Source organism: Ralstonia sp. A12, from assembly GCF_000801955.1.
Lineage (GTDB): Bacteria > Pseudomonadota > Gammaproteobacteria > Burkholderiales > Burkholderiaceae > Ralstonia.
Genome location: NZ_JSZO01000032.1, coordinates 1 through 22,331 on the forward strand (window position 1 = coordinate 1; position 22,331 = coordinate 22,331).

Genomic DNA, 22,331 nt, shown 5'->3' on the forward strand with positions numbered 1-22,331 from the left:
TTTGCGCCCATCAACAAGGAGACAAGCTTGCGTACTTACGCGGAGTTGAACACCTCATCTGGACCGGTGCGGGACGTACCGTTCACTAGCTACGACGTGGGTTGGGTGATCCTGTGCATCGGTATGGCCATCGGCGCCGGCATCGTTTTCCTGCCGGTGCAGGTCGGTATTACGGGCGTGTGGGTGTTTGCTGCTTCAGTGGCGCTGGCGCTAACACATACAGGGAAACGCGAATCATGCGGGCACGACGCCAACCCGTCTGCGCCATGACGCCGGCTGGGCCGCCGCCGCGATCGCGACGTTTCTCCGGGACCTGGCTAACGGCTCCGATGGAACCACCCTGGCCACTGTGGGCTGCATGCGCTTCGAGCCGAACGTAATCAACGTGATTCCCCGCAAGGCTACCCTGACCGTCGACTTGCGCGATCCCGACGAGCAACGTCTGCAAGCGGCCGAGAATCGGCTTGCCATCTTCTTGAACGAGATATCAGACCACGAGGGAGTCAAGATCAACACCGAGCGACTCGTGCGTTTCGAGCCCGTGGTGTTCGATGGCCAACTTGCCGCAGAGATTGAGGCCTCCCGCGGAGCGACTGGGCTATAGCCACAAGCGAATGACATCAGGGGCCGGCCACGATGCCCAAATGATCGCCCGTATTGCACCCTCTGCGATGATCTTTGTTCCCAGCCGGGGCGGCATCAGCCACAACCCGCGTGAACACACGGATGACGCACAGCTCCTGATGGGCGCCGAGGTTCTTCTCGACGTCGTTCTGACGCGATTGCACTATTCGTTCGACTGATCTATCTGTTCGATTGTTTGGGGGCGGTCGTCGCGCTGGGAGCCTACAAAGCAAAGATCAATGCGGTGGTCGCACACTGGCTACGGAAGCGCAAGGCATTGCTACACCGAGGTTTCGGGAGCAGGGGAAGCGCAGGCGCCCACACCAAAGATGGAGTCCTCACACTTGAGGGTTGAGGACAAGCGCTGATGTCCACCACTCAACCTTAGCGCCAGCCTCGGCTCCCAGGCATTGAGCACGGGAGGGCTATTCGGCAGCGGCCCCGCTGTATGGAGCCTACTGGACCAATTGACCCAGCCGTTTGCAATCCGAGGTTGTCCGCCGAAAAGCGAGCGTCACTGACCGCGCTTGATGCTGCGGCGGCAAACTATCAGGGTGTCGTGCTCAATGCCTTTTGCAACGGAGTCGATGCATTGCGGGCGCTCGACCCTGATGCCAACGCACCGCTCGCCCTGGCCGCTGCAGATGCTGAGGCGCATGACTCCCTCGAATCCCCGGAGCGTCAGCACGCGCTTGGGGCAGCCAGTTACGTTCAATTTCTGATCGCACAGCAGCATGCACAACAGAATCGACTCAGCCTGATTGCCGGCAGGACCCAACGACTTGTCGACAACACTATGCTGCTCCGACGATTGAGAGGTGGGTATAAGGTTCGGACGACAGCGTGACGTAGGAACGGCACCTATCGGCACGAGGTGAGCTCCAAAACTGGAACCTATCAGACGAAATGCCTGCATCCAAGGCGACGAATAGGCCATACTTTGTCGCTTGACTGAACCTAGGGAAACCATCCTTGTTCGAGCGCCTATTCGTCCAGCTTCAACACTTGCTGCCCAAACTCCTCATCACCCGCCTGCTCGGCTTTCTGGCGCACAGGCGCGCCGGTATGCTGACGCATTGGGTGGTGCGTCGCTTCATCGCCCGTTACGACGTCAACATGGCGGAAGCCGCGCAGAGCGAGCCCGGTGCCTACGCCACCTTCAACGACTTTTTTACCCGTGCGTTGCGGCCCGACGTGCGCCCTATGGCGACAACGCGATTGATTTGCCCGGTGGACGGCGCGATCAGCCAGTTCGGCCGCATTGAACTCGACCAGATTTTCCAGGCCAAGGGCAAGCTCTTCAGCAGCAGCGCCTTACTGGCCGGTAACGAGGAACTGGCGCGTCAGTTCGACGACGGCCTGTTCGCCACCATCTACCTCAGCCCGCGCGATTATCACCGCGTCCACATGCCGTGTGACGGCCGCCTGCTCTCGATGAGCTACGTACCGGGCGAGCTCTATTCGGTGAACCCAGCCACCGCGCGCGGTGTTGACGCGCTGTTCGCAAACAACGAGCGCGTCATTTGCCACATCGACTCACTGCACGGCGCGTTCGCCTTGGTGCTGGTGGGTGCAGCCATCGTCGGCAGCGTGGTAACAGTGTGGCACGGCGTGGTCAACCCACCGCGCGGCTCCAGCGTGCGGCACTGGGACTACCGCGACCAGAACATCACCCTGAAGCAAGGCGAGGAGATGGGGCGCTTCCTGCTAGGCTCGACCGTGGTGCTGCTGTTCCCGCAGGGACCGCTGCGGTTCAATCCAGATTGGGCACCAGCGCGCATGGTACGCTTGGGCGAGGCGATGGTCGACTGACCCTACACCAGGAAACAGTACCGCTGAGAAGTAGGGAATCCGGCCTGATTTTCAGGAATTGAAATGGAAGACCCGCCGTGACTACGAGCGTTTGCCTCAAACAAGCGCCGGCCTGCATTGCGTCGTCTTTGCCATGCTTGTGCTCGTTCCAGCTGTCCCTGTCGTCCAAAGTGCATGGCACGCTCTACGCAGTAGCTACGACAGGTGCGTCACGGTCGGTTTAGAAGTGCAAGCAGTTCCGGTCGTTTGGTACGCGTGGCATGTCGCCGCGCGCGCTCCAACGACTTCGTATCGGGATCAGCCTGCATCAAGCACGCGACTATCTCGGCGGCATTGATATCTATCGCATGCACGAGCGGGGTGTAACCCTCCTTGTCTCGCAGATTCGCATCGGCACCGTTGCGCAGCAGCCATTGCACGGCACCGATCTGGCGATGTAGCACCGCCTCGTGCAGCGCTGCTCTTCCAGCGTTGCCCTTGCGGTTGATGTCAGCCTGGCCTTCCATCAGGGTCGTCATGGCCTCGCTGTGCCCGCGTGTGACCGCCAAGATCAACGCGGTTCGGTGCTCTTTCATTGACCCTACGCCGTTGACATCAGCACCCGCGACGAGCAATGCCTGCACACTTTCTGCCTTTCCACCAAGAGCGGCTCGCATCAATGCGGTATGGCCTGCCTTGTCGGTTAGTCGCAGGTCCGATTTCGGGCCGAGCAGCGCGATAACGCCAACGTGACTTCGGTCGGCAGCCAGCATGACGGCCGTGCTGCCATCCACGGTGGCGGCATTGATGTCGCGGGGCCGCATGCAGGTCGCGAGCAGCTCGGCAACGCCAGACTGTCCGTTTTCAGCCGCAAAATGCAACGCGTGCTTGCCATCGATATTGCGTGCATGAGGGTCGGCTCCGTGCTTGAGCAGTTCTTCGACGACCTCGACGTGCCCGCTCGCGGCAGCAAGCATCAGCGGTCTCATCTTGCGTTCCAGCCGGGCGTTGACCTCTGAATCCTTCTCGAGCAGTGCGCGCAGTGCTTCAACGTGTCCGTTGGCGGCAGCGTACATCATTGCAGTCATTCCCGCGTTTGATTTGTAGTCCCACCTCCCATTGCGTTCGAGCAGCCACTGCACCAGCGCGACATTGCCGCGCTCGGCGAGCATCATCAGTGGTGTGCACCCGTCTTTGTCTGCATCGTTGATATGCGAGTAATACTCCAGCATGTTCTCAGCGATACCGTAGGCGCCACTCAAAATTGCGTGGTGCAGCACATTTCTACCTGCACCGTCATGCCACCTCAGCGAGTCTGGCAAATGTCCCATGCGCGGTGCCAATCTATTGGCCACCTCATTGGCAATAGCCCCTCCGCCGTTAGACAGCAGGTGTATGAGCGCGCGCTGCCATATGATGGCCGATTGACCGTGAAGAGCATCCAGAACCCGGTTGGACAGTGCAGAATCCACCGCCGGATTGGCCTCTCGATAGCGGCGCACTTCAAGGCGTGTCAGTTGCTTGATCAGCTCTTCTGGCCTCGCCCCGGGATTGGTCGAAGCTGAAGCCGAACATAACTGCCAAACGCGCTCCAAAGGAACGCGCCGCAGCGATGCTTCGTCCTTCGCAGCCAGCAGCACGGCCCTGATTCTCGCCGGCGCCACAGGTACCTGGATGGGCAGGTGGGCAAGATCCTCAGCATGGACGCCCCGCTGAATGACATCTCCCGAGGCGTGCTTCTCCTCCACGAGGATCGCGCCTGGAGTCAGTTGCTTGAATGCCGTGCTCGAAGTCGGCGCGTACCGTGCATTCACTAGGGCGAGTTGCTGCTGAGAAAAGACGCCCGCGTTCATCAGGTTGTGCGCGATGCGATCCATTAGGACCTCTGGGCCGTCGATCAGCCGATATCGGGTTGGTGGCTCCTCGTCCGCATCGAAGCCCACTACTGACGGATCGGGCGGCAGCGCATGCGCCAACACGGCAGGGTCCAAAGGACCGAAGCGCATCTCCAGACCGTACTTCAGCGTCGCTTCAAAGTCTGCATACAACTCCCCAACCTGCTGTTCCGATAGTTCAATGGCGCGAGAAGAATCGCTCTGCTCTGCATAACGTGGCCGGTAGCGCGCATCGATCTCTGAAAACGCCTCGTCGGCTAGGACAGTAAGCACCGCATTGGCACCGGCCCGTTGCTCTACAAACCCTTTAACCGCCTGCAAATAGGGTTGGATGTCCGGCGTCGGAATGTAAGCATCATGGATTGGCGGCAAGCCAAAATCCCTAGCAATGGCATTGCGGTAACCGTTGACGAAGTGAATCTCCAGACCGCTATAGTTCGGATGTTCGCGATGATTTTCTCGCGCGAAGTCGCGTAACGCCTGGTTGACCATCGTTTCCCAGATCTTCCGGACATGCCCAAGGAGTCCCTCGCCGGCAAGCCGCAGTTTCCGCGCTTCGTCGACTAGATTGCTGACTGCACCCTCCGAACAGAGCATCACCCCGTCCGCCAAATTGTCGACGGCAATCTGCCGGGTCGCTAAAGGAATGCGGGTGTTCCCGAGGTCATCGACAATGCTGTCCACGGCGCGCTTGCCCTCGCCGTATAGGTTCCCAATGTGATCACCGTAGTGACTACGGCCAGCCTGAATACGCTCCGAGAAAACCTTAAGGTTCTGGGTGGTCCTCGCCCTTCGTGCGCTTTGCGTTTCATCCGCGAACGTAGCAAGTCGCCGAATGCCCGTCTGGAACTGCTGCCTTAACTGGCGCCCCTGCGTGGAGTGTTCGAAAGCGTCGAGATCGCCATGGAGCTCAGGCTGGTAGTCGACTCTGGGCTCCTGCTGAGAAGTTTGGCCGGTCGATGCACCGTGCTGCGCGACTGGAGTCGTGGCGATGTGAGATAGAAAACTCGATGTCAATTTCATTCTTTTTTTTCTTGAGCGCACAAAGTATGTGCCAATAGGTGTTCGGCGTCTCGCGACGGTCCAGAATGCCAGCCAGATCGACCGACTCAGGAACCGTCTTGGCACCGCTGACGTTCTTCGTATCTCCTAGCATTGCATCGAGCGGAGAATCGCCTGTGTTGGTATTGCGAATCCTCAACATCGAGCTACGCGCATCAAAACGGAACGCGTCGTATTTGACGGCGAGCAACGTGGAGTCGTCGATGTCAACGTGGGTGGTGGCCGGGTAGCCACCACGCCTTACCACCAGTTTCCCGATGTCATCTGCGACAGCCCCTTGAGTTTGACGTTGCCATCGCCATTGGTCTGGATCACCTTGTCATGCGCCTTGTAAAACGATGAATTGGAAATCTGCGCGTCGGTCGCGCGCTCCCAATTCAGGCGCCTTCAAGCCAGCCATCACGGCGTCAGCTTCGCGGTTCTCCTTACCGCCGATGGTGATGGCGTCTTCGCCCACATCACGGTTTACCATGTTGTCCAGTCTGACATCACCCATCAAGTGGATGCCTTTCGCCACCGAATACTGCACGTTCTTGAGCCCGCCACCGCTCTCCGCGACGAGCGCTGGCTTCTGCGCCTCGCTGGTGCCGCAGTCACCCGACGCAGAAGTGGGGCGGAATACCGGCCCTTGCCATCGAAGACCTCGCCTGCGTGCACAACAATCGGCTTTTCTACGTCGACGATGCCCGTTGGATTGGGCGGTTGCTGGCCCGCAGTGGGCTTGCTCAAAGGAGTATCCGAGACCGAAATGACCTTCTTCGATAGCGGCGTGATACCTGATGCTCGCGTGTCCGAGGCGAGGTTCGCACGCTTTTTTTTTTCGCGGAAGCACGGCCAGTCTTTGCCTCCTCCGACGGGTGCGTCGGCGTCAACGGCGTCGACTTCATCCGCTGCGCATCCTGTGTAGAAGCCAGTTTGGTTGCCGCCGGCTCGTCGGTGCCCAGTACTAGCTGGCGCGAACGCTGCACAGCATGTGTGAGCCGCGCGACGACTGTGATGGTCTTGGTGCGGCCACGCCTGCTCGATCTGCAGGCGCTGTTGCCATTTGTGGGGGCGGCCTTCGTGTCTCAGGATGCGAGCCTCCTGCTGAACCATATCGGTTGAGCTGGTAGGTTGTCCGTTGTTGTCGTAGCCACCATGGCGCATGTCCTGGGGCTCACAAGACGAAATCTTAAGCATGAGCGAGTCCTCTTCAGGATGACGAGCGGGCATGCCATCGGCAACACCCTTACGTCATCACTGTGCGACATCATTTGCTACGCATTGTGTGTTGAATCCGAAGCAGTCGCTCCTTTGCCGAAGCTTGACAGTACCCCCATCTGTCCGGTCATGAAGTGAGCATGGGTAACGGACCTGATCGACAAAACCGACCTCGCTAGGCAAGAAGAAGCCGATGGCATGGATCAGATCAACGCAAACTTCTTCTGGTTTGGGCGACGTCGCTCAGCAAACGTTCCGCCACCTGAAAGACAAGGTAATTCCTACCCAAACCGGACCAAAATGGGCTTGATTTCGAAGGTGGGAGTCGCCTGCAGAAGCTTGCGTGGCAAGGGCTTCAGGTCTTGCGCTCGGTGGTTGGAGCGGTAGCGGGTTCCAGCCAGATAAAGATGGAAGAATTTACTGGACACGCCACGGTACGGATAAAGCCAGTTCTTGGCGTAGCTACAGAAGTCTTCGATGCGGTTGATGTGGTCGGGGCCGACCGGTTTGCCTTTCTCTGTGCGAATCCCCACACGGCCACTTCGTGGCCTCAAGGCGGCGTAGGCCTGCCAGGCATCGGTGTAATACAGCGAACCCTCTTGAGGGGGCGCCTAGATCTGGCCCATGACAGCCGCCCGGTCGTGCTGAGCGATGGGTGCAGCCTTCACTTCGCTGTTGTGTTTGGCGATGCCGGAGATCACGACCGTGCCTGCCGCTTCTTAATGGGCTGGAGAATATTCGAGGATTGCCGGGGCGCGCGGTGAATGCCTGGTCGGCCTATCGTGTGAAGCGATCGCGCACGCTGGCGTTCTGATTGAGGTTGGCCAGCATGGCGTCGAGCCAATGGTCTTCCGCTGGCATCTGCGGCATGCTGGTTGAGGGCCTTTGCTTTTCGGTTGCGCGGTTTGGCGCGTGCCCCAGCACGACTGGGCGCATGGGCTCGGCGGAATCCTGCAAGGGTTTCCGCACGGCTTCTCGCGGACCAAGTTGAGCCGACGGCGTTGGCGTGCGCGCCGCGAGCCTGCGGTTCAGGATGCCTTCGACGGCGCGGGCGTAGATGCCGTTTTCTCCCGGCGACTCTGAGTGATACGCGCCGACGGCGTACCAACTGTTGCCATGCAGTTGAACCTTGCGGGCAAGGTGCCACGCTGCCACATAGGCGCTCACACAGGGGTCGTACAGCATCTGTCGGCCGATTCCGTATCGGGCCAGTTCCGACAGGTGGATTGTGTTGATCTGGAACATGCCCAGGTCTTCACTGCCGTTGCGGTTCCAGTTGTGCGCCTGCGAGTTCAAGTGTGATTCTTGGTAGCCGATGGCGCGCAGTACTTGCGCGTTCACGCCGTGGTAGGCGGCGGCATCGTCAATGCAGTCGGCCAGTGCGCTGGATGGCAAGGCCGCTAGCAATGCAATGACCAGCGGAATCCAGCGAGGCACGGCGGCAGCAGGCCGGCCAGACATGCTATGGGCACGCATGCGGTTGCCCGCCGGTGCAGCGGTGCGCGGTAGTTTGACGTTGTTGTTGCTACGTGTGATACGTGTCACAGCACATCACCTACTGCGTGGTGTGGGTGGTGGCGCGACGCGCGCGCGGCCACGACGCGGGGCGTTTTGGTCGGCATTGCGAATCTCCGGCGACGAACATGCGCCGATCATAGGAGTGCCCGTCAGATGGTGTCGCAGCGCACTGCGAACCCATCAGCCTCGGAGCGAAGCGGCGCTCTTGCTCCCGTTGGCGTGCGAGGTTCGGCACGGGCGCAACCGGTTCGTGCAGGCTTGCCGCCGGTGGAGCAGCACCCCATACGATGAGCGAACAGGCGGCGAGGGCTTGTTACCTGCCGTCGATTGCCATTTCATTTCTTTGGGCGAAATCATGCAATTACATTCCGGTAGTGCCCCCGCGGTTTCAGGCCCAGTCGGGCAGTCTTGTGCGGAATTGATCGAGGTTGAGGCGCCAAATTCGGTTGCGGGACGGCTGGCGCGTGCATTCCGGCGTGCGCTGCTGCGTGTACGGGTCACCCATACTCGCCAGTCGCCAGTCGTTACTCGGTCTCACACGCCGATGCCACCTCACGACCGCCAACTGATGCCAATGCCTTCGCGTGGACAACATCAACTGCGGGCAGTGGCGGCACGAGACGCGCAGCGCATTCAGCAGTCCCTGCTGCATGGCCATGCATCGCGCGTGACCGTGCCGTCCACGGATGCGACCGGCTGGCTGGCCGTGTGCGAGGCCGTTGCGGGCTGGCAGCAGGAAATGGCGCGCCGTCTCAACCGCTACAGCGGCCCGCTACTGGCCGACGCAACCCGACCCATGGCGCAGGGCCTGGCGCTGGCCGGCACACGCATGTTGCTGGCTATGCAACAGAAGAACCGGCACCTCGTGCTCGACAGTATTCCGGTGATGCGCTTGCCGGCCGTGCTGTGTTTGGCCGAACACCTCGAACGCCTGACCATTCACGATTGCGATCTCTTCGAGTGGCCAGCCTCCGGTGGTTTGCCGGTCAACCTGAGCGTGCTGCATTTCTCACGGAATCAGCGCTTGACGGCGCTCCCTGGGCGCATCGGCATGCTGCTGCAGCTGCAAGAGATTGTGGTGCTGGATTCGCCGTTGCGCGCACTGCCGTCATCGTTGTCGCAACTGCCGCGGCTTGAGCGCCTGGTGCTGCAGGGTACCGATCTGCGCATCGTGCCGGGGGAGCTGGGCGCACTGGAACGGCTGAACACGCTCACATTAGCGTCGAACCGGCATCTGTTGCAACTGCCGATCAGCCTGGGGCAGCTCGCCCAATTGCGTCAACTGAATCTGTGCGGCAACCCCGTGCTGGCCGAACTGCCGGATACGCTCTGCAACCTCGCTATGCTGGAGCGGCTGGACCTGCGCGACAACCGAGCCATGGCCGCGCTGCCCACGTCGCTTGGGCGCTTGCATCGGCTGCGTTATTTGGACGGCTCCGGTATGTCGGCGCTGGCTGCCTTGCCGGAGAGCATCGGCAACTGCGCCGCGCTGCGCACGCTGCGCTTGCGGGATTGCGCATCGCTGCGCGCGTTGCCGCCATCGGTGGGCAGCCTGAAACGGTTGACGCATCTCGACTTGCGTGGCTGTAACGCGTTGGCCGATCTGCCCGATACGTTGCGCGATCTGTCGTTGACGTGTCGTATCGATGTGCCGGCGCACTTGTTTTCCCGCCTGGCCGCGCTGCGAGCGGCTGCGGCCCAACCCGCCGCAGTTGCCTCCAGCACCTCGCCCGATTGGACTCCACTGCGCACGAGCTGGCGCGCCCGCCTGCGGCCGTATGACGCCGAGTATGGAAGCGATGCCCTGCGTATCTGGATCGAACGCTACATCAGCGCGATTGCGTTTGATGCGGTGCGTGCACATCGCGACAGCCGCCGCCTGAGTCTCCTCGTCGATGGGCTTTGCGATTCGACCGTGCTGCGCAGCCATGTCTTCCAGCGCGCGTACGAGCTCTACGCGCTGGGCAACCTGGACGATGACGGCCTTCCGCTCAGTGCGCTCATGACCTTGTTGATAAACGAGCGGCTGCGCGAACGCGCATTGCCCGAGGACGAGGCTGTCCGAATGCTGCGCACGGAGGCGTTTGCGGCGCTACTGGAGCATGGAACCGGCGGCAGCCCCATCGACGATGCTATTCATCAGTTTGCACACTGGGCACCGCTGCAAGGCTAGGTCGCGCGCTATGTCGGGGCGGATGAGGAGGGTGCGCTCAGGGACGCAGCGATGGCGCGGGCCTGGTTACGCGCGAGCTAAGGTGCCGAGTGAATCGTGTCTCACTCAGGGCCGGCTGATGCCGGCCTTGTTGTTCCCGGTGGTTTCAAAGTTGGCTCGCCAGCCTGCGGAGAGCAAAAAGCGCCAGTCTACGGAACATGTGGGCTGGCGGCTGGGCGGAGGCCTAAGATTGCGCGTGGCCGTCGTCGACCGGGAAGGCGTCACCCAGCAGCGCCTTGTGGCGTTCGATTTTCCGCTGTGCCTTTTGGCCGATCGGCGGGTTGTTCAGGTTGCCGAGCTGCTGCAGCTCCGTCAGGTTGGCCTGCTTGATTGACGTCTTAGCCGGCTGCAGACGCGCGCGCAACTGGCCGACGGCGTCGGTCGGTTGCGGCTTGTTCCGGAGCGCGGCCTTGGTGCGGGTGTTCTCGCGTTGCAGCCCCTTCGGGGCGCGCAGTAGCGTCTGGATGCCGGTGTTGAGCTCATCGGTGTGGAACAGCGCGGCCGAGTTGATGGCGTGCGTGTTGCTGATGATCTTCGAGCACGTGTCCAGCAGCGGACGACCTTCGCTCGAGTTGACAGATGGTCGGTGTGCTCCTCGATCGTGACAATGCCTTGCAGGCGTGTGCGCAAGGCGACCAGATCGAGATGGCTGACGTTGATTTCGCCAGACAGTGGTTCGGTCAGCTTGAACGCGTCTTCGCCCTTGGCGGTCGAGCGCTGGCGCATGTGCAGCTACTTGAGTCGACACCTAGCCACAGGCGGGAAAGGTGCCGCCGCGTGGTAGCACGAACTCGTTCTTGATTACGGGCAGGCGGTATTCTGCGGCGGCTGCGGCGTACTTTTCCACCACGTCGTTGCCCATCGGGTTTGGGTTGGCTAGATTGCGGTCACGCTGTACAGGATCTGCATCGAAGGCTTGCCGCAGCGCCGCGTCTTCGCGGTTGGCTTCGGCATTCACGATCTTGGCTAGGAACGGGTGCTGCATGATGAGATAGCTCGTGTCCGAGCCCATCACCTCGCCGGCGTAGCTCTGCGTGCCGTCGGTGCGTGACACGGCCGGTGTGAACGCGCCATACGGCGTGGGAACTGTCATGGACAAGCTCATCCCGCCGTTCTTGTTGCGCAGCACGAGGGCGTATTGCAAACCCATCGGCGCGTTCTGCACGTCCGGTGCCTAGCGCATCTTGACGACGATGCTGGTGTCGTCGGTGCTGTTGAGCAGTAGCTCCTGCGTCTGGCAGATCAACTCATGCAGGTCAAATTCTCGTCCTGCAGCTGCAGGTTGGGCGCGTATTTTTCGATAGCGGCCTCATTGGCCTTGTTGAGCAGTATGCCGGTCACGGGCGCGCCGCCCTGGGCCGTAAACATGAACCGCCAGAACTTGCCGGTGCGGCTCGGGTTGACCTGGTGATCGGCATAAATCAAGCGCGCTTCGGCACTCAGAGCGATTTGTTTAGCGTTGTTGTCCACCGAAATCGAGCCGGTCCACCACGAATTGCGGGTCGGTGAACGATGCGGCGCTCTTCGTCCGCCGGCGCGCTGTCACGTTGTCGGCAAGCTCACGCAGGCCGCCAGGCGGTTGCGAAGTCTTGCGCACGCCGGGTATCGACGGTTACAACTTGGTTGTATTGGGTGTCGTCTCTGCATGCGGCGTCGCGCCGGAGGTTCTGGAGAATATCTTGATCATGAGGGAGGCCCCGAGGTTGGCATGCCGGGGCAAAGCAACCTCACCCCAGCGCAATTGAACCTCGCAAGCGTAGCCAGCCTCTGTCGGCGCATAACACGGGGACCAAATCCGTGTGTTGACAGCCGAAGTCGGCCCGTCAGTTGCCTGTCGGCGACTCAGTACGAGCTAGGATCGTGGCCGTCATCTAGCTCTATGGTGAGCGCGGCAATGGCGTCGATCAGCCCGGCGGCTTCAGGATCGTCATCGAGCGTGTAGCGAAATCGGTAGATCATCTCTCTCGTGTGTGGATGCCGCACGACGTTGCCGCGCGCCGCGCCTTCCACCTCCAGACACAGGCTGAGCAGCAGGTTGAGCGTGGGGGCCACGGCCAACGCGTCGCGTGTGCCGAGTTCGACGTAGACCATGAGCGTATCAGGCTCGGTATAGCCGTCGTAGGCCAGCCAGACGCGCCGGGTGCCGATGCGCAGCGCGTGCGTCGGGTCAGAGTCGTCGTCAAACAGGGGCGTGGGGTCGGAGTCGTTGGAGGGCATGGAGCGGCGGCGTGGTGGCCGTTAATGCAATGAGGTGCAGCAACCGGGGCGCGCTGGAGAACGATGCCACCGTGGGCACGACGATGTTGCAGGGGCGCCGAAATGCCGCGGTGTAAACCGAAAAAACGTCCATCTGAAATATCCGCTATGGGTAAAATGCTCCCACGCCGGTGGGGACTTTTCTCGCTCCGGCCTGAGGAAGCGCCGTTTGCCCATGGACGGCCCGCACTGACTCTCGCGGAGGGGGGCCATGACGCAAGCTTGCCAGCCAGCCACCGAACTGGCATCTGACTGGTTCCAACAGCACTACGCTTGGCTGAACAGCCGCATGAGGCACAAGACAGGCTGCTGCTTTGGCGCCGAGGACATTGCATCAGAAGCGTTTGCGCAACTGCTGCAGAAGCCCGACTGGCAGGACACTCGCGAGCCGCGCGCGCTACTCACTACCATCGCGCGGCGCTTGCTATACGAGGTGTGGCGGCGTCGTGACCTCGAACAGGCCTATCTGGCCTGGGCCGCCACGCAACCGCAGGCGACACTGCCGTCACCCGAAGAGCGGGCCTTGATGCTCGAGACGTTGATCACCATTGACAGCGTGCTTGATGGGCTCTCTGTCAAGGCGCGTAGCGCGTTCCTCTATAGCCAACTCGATGGGCTGACCTACCCTGAGATCGCCACCCGCTTGGGGGTGTCGGTGCGCATGGTGCAGAAGTACATGACCCAGGCCATACGCCTGTGCTATCTGGCCGACGCATCGTGAAGCAGCCCCTGGATGACCGGATTGCCGAGCAGGCCATCCAGTGGCTGGTATTGCTGCGTTCTGGCCTGGCGTCGGATGCAGACCGACAGCGCTTTGCCGCCTGGCAAGAGGCTGACCCCGCTCATGCGGCCGCTATGCGGCGGCTTCAGGGCGGGCTGGGCTCGGTATCCTTGCCGCCCGTCTCGACCGAGCATCGCCACGCTGCCAGACGCCTGCTTGAGTCCCCGCCTTCGCCAATGCGACACGTGCGCCGTGCGCTCATCTTTGGCGGTGTGGGCGTGGGCGTTGCAGCTTTGGTCGATCTGCAGACACCACTATCCGACCTGGGGGCCGATATGCGTACGGCCACCATGGAGCGCCGCGATTTCACGCTCGCCGGCGGATTCCAATTGCGTCTGAATGCCCGCAGCGCGGTGGATGCCCGACCGCTCGCGCAAGGCTATGACGTGCGCTTGCGCTGCGGTAGCGTGTTGGCGGCGGCTTCGCCTTCGGCGCAGTTTCACCTGTGGTCGTCCGCAGGGGCGGCGAAATGTATCGGCGGCATAGTCTGCGCGACGCTGGAGCCGGAAGGGTTGATGACTGTCGCCGTGCTCGAAGGCTCTGCAGCGTTGTCCACGCCTGCCGGCGCCGTTTCGCTTGCCAAGGCAGGCGAGGTGCGGCGCGTGGGGCCCATCGGTATCGAACCGCTCGCCTTGATGGCCCATTCCGTTGGCGCCTGGACGCGCGGCATAGTGGAAGTCGAGCGCCAGCCGCTTGCCGATGTGATCAATGCACTGCGCCCCTACCACCGCGGCGTGATCGAGCTGCAGTCCGACGTTGCAGCCCTGCGCGTGACCGGCCGCTTCCCGCTTGACGTACGCCGTGCCCTGCAGGTGCTGGCCGAAACGCTGCCCATCCGGGTGCGCGAGTTGGCGGGCGTGTGGGTGCGCATCGGCTCGGTATGAGGCGTTCTCGCAATCCCATTTTTTGCGATTCGAGTTCCGTTCTTCTTAGTTGGTTGCACAAACAAGATAGGGCGTCATCGCGAACGGGTTCGCGCGCGCCTATCTGCAAGTTGCAAAGCCTCTACCAGAGCGAAGGACGACATGAACGCCCAGGTCCAGAACGACATGCAGCCAGAAGCGGTCGACACCACAGCCGAAAGCCGGTATCTCTCCACGTTGCCCGATACGGCGCCACGTTGGCACTCTTCACGGGGAGCGCCTCTTACGATGAATGTACGGCACGCCTCGATGACGTCGATTGCTTCTGCCGGCGTGATCCTGCTCGACCTCAGCGAACTGGTCGAGGCTGTGGGTGCATTGCCGCCACCCCAGCCGATGACACTGGAGCAAGCGCACGTCATGCTTGGGCGCATTTTGGAGGCGCGGCGGCAGGCGCTGGCGGCCGCGTCGCGCAAGAGCACTGCGCTGTCAGTGTTGACGCCGCGTCAGCGCGACATCCTGCACGAGGCGGCTTCGGGCAAATCGAATGCGGACATCGCGCAGACGCTGCATATCGGCGTGGAGACCGTCAAATCGCATGTCCGCGAAATTTTGATGCGCTTACAGGCGCGCAATCGGACGGAATTGGCTGCGCTGTATCAGCATTGTGTAGGTGAAATCCGTGCGCGCGGAAGTCATTAGTAATGAAACAATTAACAAGACAATATTTTTTAAGCCGGTGCTGAATATTTCCTGCCTTGGGATGATTGCAACCGAGCAAAATCCGTCCGCTGCAGATGTATCTGTCTTTGCGGCGCACAAACGTTTGTACGAAAAGCCACTCACGCGGTCAGGACGGTGCTCGGCGCGGAGACGGTGGGCTCGTTGCCTGCTGTCTGAACAGTCAGTTGGTAGCCTCGCGCATAGACGGTCTTGAGGTCAACACCGGTCTCCGGCCCGAACTGGAGCTTTTTGCGCAACTTATAGATATGCTGCTCCATCGAGCGTTCTACGATGCTCGCGTCCGCGCCCCATACGGCGGAGGCAATCTGCTGGCGCGACAGGAAGGTGCCTGGCGCAGAAAAGAGCAGCCACGCCGTGGCAAATTCACGCGCCGTCATGCGGATGGGGATGTTGTTCACCGTTGCCGTACGGGTCAGGCGGCAAAGCTGATACGGTCCCACCACGACGGGGATCCCCGCGTTCTGGCGCAGTGGCTTGACGCGGCGCAACGCGCGTTGTACGCGGGCCCGCAGTTCTTCGGCGGTGAAGTGGCCGGTAAGCACGTCGTCCACCCCGGCGTTGAAAGCCTGTGCCATGTCTTCGCGATCAGCAAACTGCCCAAATACGAGCGTGGGCCAGCACATGTCGGCATTACACTCGCGCCAAGACAGGACGAGCTGGCCGGCGGTGCGGAACTGCTGTGCATCGATCATGAGCAGTTCAAACGTTTCCGTACGCCGCGCGCGCAGCAGCGACAGCGCATCGTCAAAGCGCACGCATTCCGTGCTTTGGGCGGCCATGCAGCTTGCAACGTAGGCAAAGCTGGATGGATTGGATGTCAAGATGGCGAACTTCATAGTGCTTCTCCTTGCGTGTCATACCGCGACCCGATCGCGTCTCGCAGATGGCGGCTTCAAACACGGGCCTAGGATAGCGTTCACAACTTCGCTAAACATCCCTACAAAGAGTGAAATTGCTCTCAGATCAGATTGAGATTTTTTTATTCCGTCCATGCAGCATGCTTTGGTCATGCGGATGGCGGATTTAGTTTTGTATCTCTCATGTGAAAATCGGATGCAAGAAGTCCCTGGAATCGTGATTCCAGGGACTTTTCATACAACCAGACGAATTGCGATCAACCGAATTTGATGGCCGCAAGCTCGCGCGTGCCTTCCGCCGCGCTGTTCGAGCGCATCTGGACGGCCATGGTTAGGCCCAGGCTACTGCTCGTGGAAACCTGCTCCACGATGGCCAGCTTTTCCGGCAGACGCGACTCGGGGGCGTGCAGCAGCGCCTGCGCCAGCGCCTCGGATGCCTGTACATTGGCGGAGTTGGGGTCGATGCTCCGGTGCAGGTCTGCGAGATCGAGGTGGCCTTCAATCTGGCGCGCCGTCGCCGGACGTAGCCGATGCCGGTGCAGATAGCGCTGGTTGGGGCGGGCGTGCTTCTCAACGGTTTCGCAGTAAGCTTCGAACTCACGCGTGGCCTTGCCCAGCGCGCCACCAGGCTTGTGGGCCAGCATCTGGACCCAGGCGTCACGTTCGCTGCGCACGACGGCAAGGTATTCCTTCGCGCTACGGTATTCGGTATCGAAGTAGCAGACGCGGTCGGCAATCTTGCCGTTGTGGTAGACCATCTTCACCTTGGTGGTGTGACCGCCTTCAGCGAGCTTCCAGTTGTAGCTTAGCGGCATGCCGCCGGTGAACGACTGCGTGATCTTGCCGCGTTCGCCCGCCTTGGATGATGCGTTGTCGTTGGGCGATGCTGTATTGAACGTGTCGCCCACCGAGAATGCCACGCCGGCTCGCGCGGTGATCTTGTGGCTCGTGCTTACACTGAACTGCTCGATGCGAAGCGTGCCTGCGGTTTCCAGCGTGGCTGCGGTGTTGCTGATGGTCTTCTCTGCGCGCAGCCGAGCTGACGGGCCAATACGAAACGGCGTGGCCTTACTTGTCACGCGCACATTAATGCCGGTGCTGACCTCCATCGCCGCGCGCGAGCGTCGCTTGGTCTGGTCGACCCAGCCGACGGAAATGCCGGTGCTGTCGTCGCCATACTGTGCCAGGGCGTTCCAGAGCGCGTCGGGCTCGGGCCGGTGGTCACGGCTGGCGGCGGCATGCTCGAAGAGCAGATTGGTGACGGCAAGCTGCGTTTGCTCGGCCCGCTTGTCGTCGTACTTGATGACTTCCCAATCGTCGTGACCCTGTATCGGGCGGATGGTGGGGCGGGGGGTGCGGATCATCACGCCTCGTGGCGTGCTGGATTCCATGTCCACCGGCGTAAACTTGAGACCAAATAGCGCCAGGCGCAACCGGTGCCCCAAGTGCTTGCTTTTGATGTCGTAGCCTACGGACGCGCCGACGCCCAGCGAGCCGCGCACGGCGCGGTCAGTGCCAAGAAAAAGGTCGCGCCCGTGCGTGCTGCGGCCAATTTCGACCACGGCATGGCGGCTCGTGCCAATGTTGGCATCAAGCTGCACCGAGACCGGCACCGGCAACGCCTTACCGACATGCGACAAGCCCGTGGACACACCCGAGGTGCTGAGGCCTATCCAGCCGCCGTTGGCCAGCCGCACCTTGTTGCTTGACTCCATGGACTTGATCAGCGTTTCAATGGTTTGGCGCGCGCCTTCAATGGTGGGCGTCTGCAGCTTGAGATCGTTGTGGTGCTCAAGCTTGCCTGCTGCTTCCAATGCGGTGCCGAACGCCGGAGATGAGGCAGCCTCCTCGGCATAGCCACCCCAGTAGCGCAATAGCGAGGCCGACGGCTGCAGCCCAACAAGATAGGCGGGCGGCTCTCCCACTAACCCGGCATGGTTGACGAGCTGGGCAAAACGCGCCTGTGCACTGATGACCTGTGGCATGGCGAGGTTGCGCAACCGGCCTTGCGCCCAGACCTCGCTTTGTGCGTCGTCGGTCAGCCCGGCCTGAGTCACCAGTTGGGCGAATTCCTGGTGAGCGGGGCTGCTTCCCGCTGTGCGGGCAATAGCGGTGGGCGCAGACATTTCATGCTGCAGGCGGTCGACCGATGCACCCACCTGCCGCTGCAGCGCACGCAGTATTTCCGGCGTGAGCGCGTAGGCACTCAGCGGCGCGTTGTCTGCCGCCAGCGCTTGCCAGTGCCGAAGGATCGCGGTGCGCCAGAGGTCTCCAGGGTGCGCAATGCGCGGCGTCGTGGCAGCATCGCCAGCGGTGGCCAGTGTATCAATCAACGTACGCAGGGCGCCCGTATAGGTATCCATCTCCTTGACCAGGCCTGCCCGGTCAGCCCCGTGCACGCCCAGCGCGGCGGCAGACAGCGGCGACTTTTTCTTTCCGATCATCTGCCAGAAATGGCTGCGCGTACCCTGCTTCTCCACACGCGGGATGCTGCGCCCCACGAACTTGGCCAGACGTGCCTTGGTATTGGCGAGATCGGAGCCCGGCCCATCTTCACGAAACCCCTGTCGCCATGCGAACAGTGCGCCCACCTGCGGCGGACTCACGGCTTCGCCGCGCAACCTGCAAGCGGCGGCGTGCAGTACGGTCACGGCGAATGATTCGGCACGTGGGTCGCCGCTTGGCGCGTGCGCGTGCAACAGCGCCGCTGGGTCGGATGCCGTCGTTGTGTTCGGATGCAAATGGTCTGCCGCTTGCAGAAAGGTGCGCGCTGTCTGTACCAGCTCGGGCGTGGGCGGTTCATGCATCAGGTTGCTCAGCGTTTCAAAGCCATGGTGCGTGCGCGAGAGCAACTGCGCCGTGCGCCACGCCGCGGCAATGGCGCACGCTTCGCTCAGTGGTTGCTGTAGCGGCTGCTTGAGCGGCTGCTTGAGCGGCTGTATCGTTGGTGCCAGCGTTGAGCTGACCGATGCCGCTTCCGATCCGTACTGCACCGAAAGGCTGGATGTCCGTGACAGCGCCTGAGGGCTGCCCTGCTCAATATGCCGGTTTAGGCTGCCCCCGGAGCCGCGTGGCGAGACTTCGGAATCTTGGAAGAGGTGGCTGAGCCTAAGGTCTGATGCGTTGGAGTGTCGCGACGATGCCGGCGCGCTGCCCTCGTCAAACATGTGTCCGAGGCCGAACGTTGACGAATTGGTTGAGCGCGTCGAACTTGGGCTGTGGGCCTCTGAGCTTGCTGGGTGAAAACTGGCGGAGTCAAAACGCACCGTTTGCTCGATATGCCGGAGCACACGCAGTGCATCCGCGGCGCTACCCGCGCTACCGGCAGCCAGCGCCTGTGCGGCAAGGATGGGGCGAATGTAGCGGCCGGTTGTGACTGACGTGTCTTCGGGCAGCGCGCCAAGCGGGGCGAGCCTTGCGATCAGCGCTTCGCGGTCTGCGGCGTTGCCGGCTGCGGGGAATAGTTGCCCAACGGCCCGGCGAAAATCTTCGGCACTGGTGGGGACGACCACCACAGCGTGCGCAGTCGGCGCCTGCGGGGCGGGCGCGTTACCGCGCGCGCGCAGCCGCTGTGCACCTTGTTCTGCACGCAGCATCATTGTGGCCGTCTTGCGCTGCGAACGCGCTGCGCGGCGGGTGTCGTTTGCCTCCTGCACATTCGGCGGGGCCGCTGGGGATGCACCATGCGCAGATGGTTGCGGGGTGGACTGCGGCGTGACGGTCAACGTGCCGCGCATGGGCGGTTTGTAATCGTTGACGGTGTTCAGCGAGGAGCCCGAACGCTTGTGATCACTCAGCAGCGTGGCCAGTTCGGTTTCGTCACTCCTGGGCAGTTTGGTGTGGATCCGCGTTTTCAGATTGCTGAGCCACCCCTTCTTGCGCGGCTCGGTAACTCCACTTCCTCCGCCGGAAACTGGAGATGGCGCGCATGAAGCGAAGTCGTGCAGTGGCTCGTACTCTGTGTGTGAGGCAGGCGAGCTGAGAGGCGACGAAGATGGCCGTGGCATGGGCTGGAACGGTCAAGCACCGGACATGATGGATTGAGGCACCACTTTGACTTGGATGCATGACAGCTTGACACGCAGTGCGAATCGATTGCCACTGCGGCGAAACGGGCGCGCACAGGGTCAGTGCATTGCCCACCTCGCGGCTGAGGTTGCAGTGGCGGCGGCTAGCGTGGCCAGGGCCTCGACCAATCGTGCGCCTGACGGGTCGTCGTGCAGCGGATAGGCGAAGCGATAGATCAGCTGGTCAGTGTGCGGATGTTGTGCCACGGTGCCCCGCAAAGACGCTGGCAGATGCAGGCACAGGCCCAGCATTACGTGCAGGGCATCATCCAGGCAGATATCGGGCGGCTCGCCAAGATCGATGCAGACCGTCACGCGATCGGACGGGGCGGCCGCATCGCAGCTGAACCACAGTTGATAGGCCCCGATTCGGATGGGGGTAGCGGTAAAGGTGTCCGGATCGTCGGCACGAAGCCGGGGAATGCTTGTGTGTGGAAGATGCGGCGTGCGTGAGGCGGACATGGTGTTGAGTTGACGATGCCGATGGAGCCTACGCATGGCTGCAGCGCGCACCTTTCGCATTTAGTGCCGCGAGCGTACGCCGATGCGCGATGACGGGCGTGCGCGTTCACGAAGCGGTCATGGGGCGCACGAAGCCGAGCGATCGCTCAATCGCGTGAGTTGCTGAGAAACTGCGATGCGCTGTCTGCAGAAACGAAGCTCCGGCATATTCTTGCCGCGCAGTATGGCAGCCTCGGACCGTGCACAGCCTCGCTTGTGTATACCGCTTAGACAAACGCTTCTTTCTCCCCATCCATGACACCCAACGAAAGCTCCGTCGGCCGCGTCGGCGCGCTAGCACCTTCATACACACCTGTCAGCCATTCAGAGCACGACGGCGTTCGCTTCCTGCACTTTGCGGGGGCGGAACGTTGCACCCAGGGTGCGATCCTGGTGTCGGAGCCGGATCGCCTGCTGTTGCCCTATGTGCAGCAGATGATGGCGTGGCTGCTGTTTCTGGAGCCGGCGCAACTGCCGGAACCCCGTGTTGTGCAATTGGGGCTGGGCCCGGGCTCGTTGACCCGCTTCAGCTATCGCAAGCTGCCGCACGCACGCGTGACAGCCGTTGAGCTCAACCCGTTGGTCATCGAAGCGGCACGCAATCTGTTTGACCTGCCGCCCGACGACCATCGGTTGCAGGTGCTCGCACAGGACGCACTGGATTGGGTGATGGACCCCGTGCACCACGGCGCGGTCGATGCTCTGCAGGTGGACGTGTACGACGGCGCTCACGATGGCAGCCCGGTTTTGCAGTCGGAGGCGTTTTACCGCGCGTGTCGCAACGTGCTGCGCGCGCCGGGTGTGATGGCCATCAATCTGCATTGTTCGAACGACGACTTTGCGCGCAACATCGAACGGATCTGCCGCGCGTTTGATTACCGCGTGCTGATCTTTCCGGTTTCGATGGTGGAGAACACCGTTGCACTGGCATTTAACGGCCCGCCCATCTCGGTCGAGTGGGCAATGCTGCAGGCCCGCGCCGAGACGTTGCAATCGACGCTGGGCTTGCCGACTGCCGATTGGATCGACGGCTTGAGAAGGGTCAATCCGCATCAGCAGGGGAGTGTGTTGGCTCTGTAGTGGAATACGTTAGCCAGCGTGCCTTGCGGGCGCGCCGGCAGTTCTCACTGCGCTGTGTGGGCGTGCATCAGGCGCGGATCCACACGTAGGTGCCGTTCGCGAGACTCTCAAACATATCGTCCGTGGTCTGCAGGATGTTGTTGCGCCAGTAGCGGCCGTGCTCGGCATAGTGGCTAAGCAGTTCCGCTAGTTGTTCGCCGTCCAGATCTGGGTCGTAGGCCACGCGCACGATCAGTATGATCCCGCCTGTATCACCGTCGAGCCCAAGTTGCGCATGATCTTGCGCGTAGATGGTGAGGTTCGCCTCCAGCATCAGGCGGAACACGCGCAGCGTGCGCCCACCAGTGACGATGCCGTAGTCGAAATTCAGATAGAACGCCTCGGTGTCTTCTTCAACGGCGTCGATGATGACTTCGAACCCTTCCACTGTGAGCCTGCCGGTAGCGATGATCGCGTCGGCATCCGGAATCTCCAGATGGGAGCACATGTCGCGGATGAGCACATCGCGGCGTTCGGTGGTCATGTTCAGACGAGCAGGTCCTTGGCGGCCTTCGGGCCAGCTTCGAGTAGCTTGGCGAGGGCTTGTTCGCGGTTGAGCGCATCTTCAAGCCGGGCAGCGAGCAACATGTCGGTCCGGCCGGCTGCGGTGATGCTTTCGAGTTGTGTGGGGCAATCGGTGGTTACGTCGGGGAGCCGATTGGCTAGCCATGCGGTGGATGGCGCAGGTGTGACGGACGAGGTTTTCCGGGAGTCTGCCACTGAGTTGGGGAAGGTCGTCGGGCCGAGAGGCGTCATGGCAGGTCCTTTTTTTTTCAGAACAGGATCCGGTGTGACGGCGTTCACGTGAGGCAACAGGCCGAGAGAGGCACGACAGGAGGAG

23 protein-coding genes and 3 pseudogenes are annotated in these 22,331 nt (G+C 61.7%); 10 read left to right on the forward strand and 16 right to left on the reverse strand.

The window, feature by feature from the left end; genetic code table 11:
• The 5 genes and pseudogenes from PI87_RS29485 to PI87_RS29735 all read left to right on the forward strand — a co-directional run.
• Positions 1 to 270 (forward strand): annotated as a pseudogene (locus PI87_RS29485) (hypothetical protein); the annotation flags it as partial.
• Positions 218 to 803 (forward strand): annotated as a pseudogene (locus PI87_RS24005) (M20/M25/M40 family metallo-hydrolase); the annotation flags it as partial. The pseudogenes PI87_RS29485 and PI87_RS24005, both read left to right, overlap by 53 nt.
• A 314-nt stretch (positions 804 to 1,117) precedes the next feature.
• Positions 1,118 to 1,471, forward strand: coding sequence for a hypothetical protein (locus tag PI87_RS29225; protein WP_157003219.1), 354 nt, complete (start codon positions 1,118 to 1,120; stop codon positions 1,469 to 1,471).
• A gap of 125 nt (positions 1,472 to 1,596) precedes the next feature.
• On the forward strand, positions 1,597 to 2,436 hold the full coding sequence (asd, locus tag PI87_RS24015) for an archaetidylserine decarboxylase (protein WP_039600248.1): 840 nt from the start codon (positions 1,597 to 1,599) through the stop codon (positions 2,434 to 2,436).
• Between the two features lie 76 nt (positions 2,437 to 2,512).
• Positions 2,513 to 2,611: pseudogene (locus PI87_RS29735) on the forward strand (IS5/IS1182 family transposase); the annotation flags it as partial.
• A 34-nt stretch (positions 2,612 to 2,645) separates the two neighbouring features.
• Here the strand turns inward: PI87_RS29735 and PI87_RS24020 are convergent.
• From PI87_RS24020 to PI87_RS24035, 6 genes are all read right to left on the reverse strand, one after another.
• A complete protein-coding gene (locus tag PI87_RS24020; RefSeq protein ID WP_039600249.1) occupies positions 2,646 to 4,994 on the reverse strand; it encodes an ankyrin repeat domain-containing protein in 2,349 nt (782 codons plus the stop codon).
• 226 nt (positions 4,995 to 5,220) lie between these two features.
• Positions 5,221 to 5,562, reverse strand: coding sequence for a hypothetical protein (locus tag PI87_RS29490; RefSeq protein ID WP_198139619.1), 342 nt, complete (start codon positions 5,560 to 5,562; stop codon positions 5,221 to 5,223).
• Between the two features lie 50 nt (positions 5,563 to 5,612).
• The gene (locus PI87_RS29960) at positions 5,613 to 5,687 is read right to left on the reverse strand and encodes a hypothetical protein (protein ID WP_442965519.1); all 75 of its coding nucleotides are present in this window, start codon (positions 5,685 to 5,687) and stop codon (positions 5,613 to 5,615) included.
• A gap of 4 nt (positions 5,688 to 5,691) precedes the next feature.
• Entirely contained in the window at positions 5,692 to 6,204 is a 513-nt protein-coding gene (locus PI87_RS28795) for a pectate lyase (protein ID WP_198139620.1), read from the reverse strand.
• 649 nt (positions 6,205 to 6,853) lie between these two features.
• Positions 6,854 to 7,162 (reverse strand): transposase, encoded by a 309-nt coding sequence (locus PI87_RS24030; RefSeq protein ID WP_269746667.1) that lies wholly within the window; start codon positions 7,160 to 7,162, stop codon positions 6,854 to 6,856.
• A gap of 187 nt (positions 7,163 to 7,349) precedes the next feature.
• The gene (locus tag PI87_RS24035) at positions 7,350 to 8,117 is read right to left on the reverse strand and encodes a lytic transglycosylase domain-containing protein (protein ID WP_232314081.1); all 768 of its coding nucleotides are present in this window, start codon (positions 8,115 to 8,117) and stop codon (positions 7,350 to 7,352) included.
• 541 nt (positions 8,118 to 8,658) lie between these two features.
• On the opposite strand from PI87_RS24035, the gene PI87_RS24040 reads away from it, so the two are divergent.
• Positions 8,659 to 10,263 (forward strand): leucine-rich repeat domain-containing protein, encoded by a 1,605-nt coding sequence (locus PI87_RS24040; RefSeq protein ID WP_157003220.1) that lies wholly within the window; start codon positions 8,659 to 8,661, stop codon positions 10,261 to 10,263.
• A gap of 223 nt (positions 10,264 to 10,486) precedes the next feature.
• On the opposite strand, the gene PI87_RS29240 is transcribed toward PI87_RS24040, so the two are convergent.
• The 5 genes from PI87_RS29240 to PI87_RS24060 form a co-directional block, all read right to left on the reverse strand.
• Positions 10,487 to 11,050, reverse strand: coding sequence for a hypothetical protein (locus PI87_RS29240; protein WP_157003221.1), 564 nt, complete (start codon positions 11,048 to 11,050; stop codon positions 10,487 to 10,489).
• Positions 11,051 to 11,395 (reverse strand): hypothetical protein, encoded by a 345-nt coding sequence (locus PI87_RS24050; protein ID WP_157003222.1) that lies wholly within the window; start codon positions 11,393 to 11,395, stop codon positions 11,051 to 11,053.
• 149 nt (positions 11,396 to 11,544) lie between these two features.
• The gene (locus tag PI87_RS24055; protein ID WP_157003223.1) at positions 11,545 to 11,772 is read right to left on the reverse strand and encodes a hypothetical protein; all 228 of its coding nucleotides are present in this window, start codon (positions 11,770 to 11,772) and stop codon (positions 11,545 to 11,547) included.
• Complete coding sequence (locus PI87_RS29245) at positions 11,756 to 11,899, reverse strand: hypothetical protein (RefSeq protein WP_157003224.1); 144 nt, start codon at positions 11,897 to 11,899, stop codon at positions 11,756 to 11,758. The genes PI87_RS24055 and PI87_RS29245 overlap by 17 nt, the downstream gene beginning before the upstream one ends.
• A 245-nt stretch (positions 11,900 to 12,144) precedes the next feature.
• Entirely contained in the window at positions 12,145 to 12,519 is a 375-nt protein-coding gene (locus PI87_RS24060) for a hypothetical protein (RefSeq protein WP_039600254.1), read from the reverse strand.
• A gap of 250 nt (positions 12,520 to 12,769) precedes the next feature.
• Between PI87_RS24060 and PI87_RS24065 the strand changes: the two genes are divergently transcribed.
• The 3 genes from PI87_RS24065 (at position 12,770) to PI87_RS24075 (ending at position 14,904) form a co-directional block, all read left to right on the forward strand.
• Positions 12,770 to 13,279: a sigma-70 family RNA polymerase sigma factor gene (locus PI87_RS24065; RefSeq protein ID WP_039600255.1), complete on the forward strand. Its 510-nt coding sequence runs from the start codon at positions 12,770 to 12,772 to the stop codon at positions 13,277 to 13,279.
• Complete coding sequence (locus PI87_RS24070) at positions 13,276 to 14,223, forward strand: DUF4880 domain-containing protein (RefSeq protein ID WP_039600256.1); 948 nt, start codon at positions 13,276 to 13,278, stop codon at positions 14,221 to 14,223. The genes PI87_RS24065 and PI87_RS24070 overlap by 4 nt, the downstream gene beginning before the upstream one ends.
• Positions 14,224 to 14,364: 141 nt before the next feature.
• Positions 14,365 to 14,904 (forward strand): helix-turn-helix transcriptional regulator, encoded by a 540-nt coding sequence (locus tag PI87_RS24075; protein WP_039600257.1) that lies wholly within the window; start codon positions 14,365 to 14,367, stop codon positions 14,902 to 14,904.
• A 140-nt stretch (positions 14,905 to 15,044) separates the two neighbouring features.
• Here PI87_RS24075 and PI87_RS24080 read toward each other — a convergent pair whose 3' ends face one another.
• From PI87_RS24080 to PI87_RS24090, 3 genes are all read right to left on the reverse strand, one after another.
• Positions 15,045 to 15,782 carry a response regulator transcription factor gene (locus PI87_RS24080; RefSeq protein WP_039600258.1) on the reverse strand — a complete coding sequence of 246 codons (738 nt, stop codon included), beginning with the start codon at positions 15,780 to 15,782 and terminating at the stop codon, positions 15,045 to 15,047.
• 278 nt (positions 15,783 to 16,060) lie between these two features.
• The gene (locus PI87_RS24085) at positions 16,061 to 19,540 is read right to left on the reverse strand and encodes a hypothetical protein (RefSeq protein WP_052321727.1); all 3,480 of its coding nucleotides are present in this window, start codon (positions 19,538 to 19,540) and stop codon (positions 16,061 to 16,063) included.
• 390 nt (positions 19,541 to 19,930) lie between these two features.
• Positions 19,931 to 20,332 carry a hypothetical protein gene (locus PI87_RS24090; RefSeq protein ID WP_052321728.1) on the reverse strand — a complete coding sequence of 134 codons (402 nt, stop codon included), beginning with the start codon at positions 20,330 to 20,332 and terminating at the stop codon, positions 19,931 to 19,933.
• 294 nt (positions 20,333 to 20,626) lie between these two features.
• Between PI87_RS24090 and PI87_RS24095 the strand changes: the two genes are divergently transcribed.
• On the forward strand, positions 20,627 to 21,451 hold the full coding sequence (locus PI87_RS24095) for a hypothetical protein (protein ID WP_084210080.1): 825 nt from the start codon (positions 20,627 to 20,629) through the stop codon (positions 21,449 to 21,451).
• Positions 21,452 to 21,518: 67 nt separating this feature from the next.
• On the opposite strand, the gene PI87_RS24100 is transcribed toward PI87_RS24095, so the two are convergent.
• Both PI87_RS24100 and PI87_RS29250 read right to left on the reverse strand, forming a co-directional pair.
• On the reverse strand, positions 21,519 to 21,974 hold the full coding sequence (locus tag PI87_RS24100) for a CesT family type III secretion system chaperone (protein WP_039600259.1): 456 nt from the start codon (positions 21,972 to 21,974) through the stop codon (positions 21,519 to 21,521).
• A gap of 2 nt (positions 21,975 to 21,976) precedes the next feature.
• Entirely contained in the window at positions 21,977 to 22,246 is a 270-nt protein-coding gene (locus PI87_RS29250) for a hypothetical protein (RefSeq protein ID WP_039600260.1), read from the reverse strand.
• Positions 22,247 to 22,331 lie beyond the last annotated feature (85 nt).

Bases quoted from the DNA above. Each gene is read 5' to 3' on its own strand.
- PI87_RS24040 (WP_157003220.1), top strand. From the start codon at position 8,659: ATGCCAATGCCTTCGCGTGGACAACATCAACTGCGGGCAGTGGCGGCA.
- PI87_RS24050 (WP_157003222.1), bottom strand. From the start codon at position 11,395: ATGACAGTTCCCACGCCGTATGGCGCGTTCACACCGGCCGTGTCACGC.
- PI87_RS24060 (WP_039600254.1), bottom strand. From the start codon at position 12,519: ATGCCCTCCAACGACTCCGACCCCACGCCCCTGTTTGACGACGACTCT.
- PI87_RS24065 (WP_039600255.1), top strand. From the start codon at position 12,770: ATGACGCAAGCTTGCCAGCCAGCCACCGAACTGGCATCTGACTGGTTC.
- PI87_RS24075 (WP_039600257.1), top strand. From the start codon at position 14,365: ATGAACGCCCAGGTCCAGAACGACATGCAGCCAGAAGCGGTCGACACC.
- PI87_RS24080 (WP_039600258.1), bottom strand. From the start codon at position 15,782: ATGAAGTTCGCCATCTTGACATCCAATCCATCCAGCTTTGCCTACGTT.
- PI87_RS24085 (WP_052321727.1), bottom strand. From the start codon at position 19,540: ATGCGCGGCACGTTGACCGTCACGCCGCAGTCCACCCCGCAACCATCT.
- PI87_RS24090 (WP_052321728.1), bottom strand. From the start codon at position 20,332: ATGTCCGCCTCACGCACGCCGCATCTTCCACACACAAGCATTCCCCGG.
- PI87_RS24095 (WP_084210080.1), top strand. From the start codon at position 20,627: ATGACACCCAACGAAAGCTCCGTCGGCCGCGTCGGCGCGCTAGCACCT.
- PI87_RS24100 (WP_039600259.1), bottom strand. From the start codon at position 21,974: ATGACCACCGAACGCCGCGATGTGCTCATCCGCGACATGTGCTCCCAT.
- PI87_RS29250 (WP_039600260.1), bottom strand. From the start codon at position 22,246: ATGACGCCTCTCGGCCCGACGACCTTCCCCAACTCAGTGGCAGACTCC.